The following is a 1342-nucleotide window of genomic DNA, read 5'->3' as shown; positions in this document are numbered from 1 at the left end:
AAAACAGATCGTGACCTGATGGCAAGGGTACTGAGCAACCACAATATTGGTGCAGCATGGCAACATGTTAAGCGCAATAAAGGGGCTGCGGGTATTGATAATATGAGTATTGAGGAATTTAATGACTTCGCTAAGTTACATTGGCTGGGTATTAAACAACAATTACTTAACGGCACTTATCAACCCTTGCCAGTCAAACGCGTGATGATACCCAAACCTGATGGCGGTGAGCGAATGCTTGGGATCCCTGCTGTTATCGACAGAGTGATCCAACAAGCCATTGCTCAAGTGATCAGCCCTTACTTTGAGCCTCAATTTTCACCACATAGTTATGGTTATCGCCCTCATAAAAGAGCCAGTCAAGCAGTGAACCATGTTCAGTCTTGTGTTAAACAAGGTTATAAAACAGCGGTTGATATCGACTTGTCTAAGTTCTTTGATGAAGTAAACCATGACATGCTGATGAATCGTGTTAGCCGTAAAGTCAAAGACAAAGCACTCATGCGCCTACTCGGTAAATACTTACGAGCGGGGATCGCAGAGCGCGAAACAGGTCTGTGGTTTGAGTCAACCAAAGGAGTCCCTCAAGGTGGGCCATTATCCCCTTTGCTTTCCAACATCTTACTCGATGAATTAGATAAGAAGCTAACCTACAAACACCTTAAGTTTGCACGTTACGCTGATGACATAATCATTTTAGTAAAAACGAAAAGCGAAGGATTAATAATCCAGCGGGAAATTACTGCGTTCATCACTAAGCGATTAAAGCTCAAAGTGAACGAATCGAAAAGTCGAGTGGGTCCAGTATCAGGCTCAAAATTTCTCGGGTTCACATTCCGTTACGGTCAAGTGCAGATCCACGAACAGGCGCTAAAGAAATTCAAAGCAAATGTCAGGGAACTCACTAACCGCAACTGGGGGATCTCAATGACCCTACAAATTCATAAACTCACGCAGTATTTGCGCGGCTGGGGACACTACTACCTGATAGCCAACGCTTATCAGCTAACGGTGGATTTAGATCATTGGATCCGACGTAGGATAAGAATGTGCTACTGGCGGCAATGGCGTAAACCTCGCACCAAAGTACGCAGTTTAATGAAATTGGGTGTTAGCGAACGACTCGCCATAGCCTGTGGTATCACCAGTAAAGGCCCTTGTAGAAGCTCAAAAACAAAAGGTATTAACATTGCGCTAGGCAATAACTACTTAGCTTCACAAGGTTTAGTGTCATTGAGGGATATTTGGATCAACATTCATTACGGGAGATGAACCGCCCATTGCGGACCCGCATGATGGGTGGTGTGGGGGCTGGAGGTTAGAGACCTCCGGCTACCCGATT

1 protein-coding gene is annotated in these 1342 nt (G+C 44.9%); it reads left to right on the top strand.

Going from position 1 to position 1342, the window contains the following annotated elements; translation table 11 throughout:
- Positions 1-1272: group II intron reverse transcriptase/maturase (gene ltrA, locus ACT3RM_RS17855; RefSeq protein WP_444511513.1), on the top strand; the 1272-nt coding region annotated here is incomplete at its 5' end.
- Positions 1273-1342 lie beyond the last annotated feature (70 nt).

The sequence above is a fragment of the Pseudoalteromonas sp. AOP7-A1-14 genome, assembly GCF_052376275.1.
GTDB lineage: Bacteria > Pseudomonadota > Gammaproteobacteria > Enterobacterales > Alteromonadaceae > Pseudoalteromonas.
The sequence above is the reverse complement of the archived record's forward strand: the minus strand, read 5'-3'. Positions and strand labels throughout refer to the sequence as shown.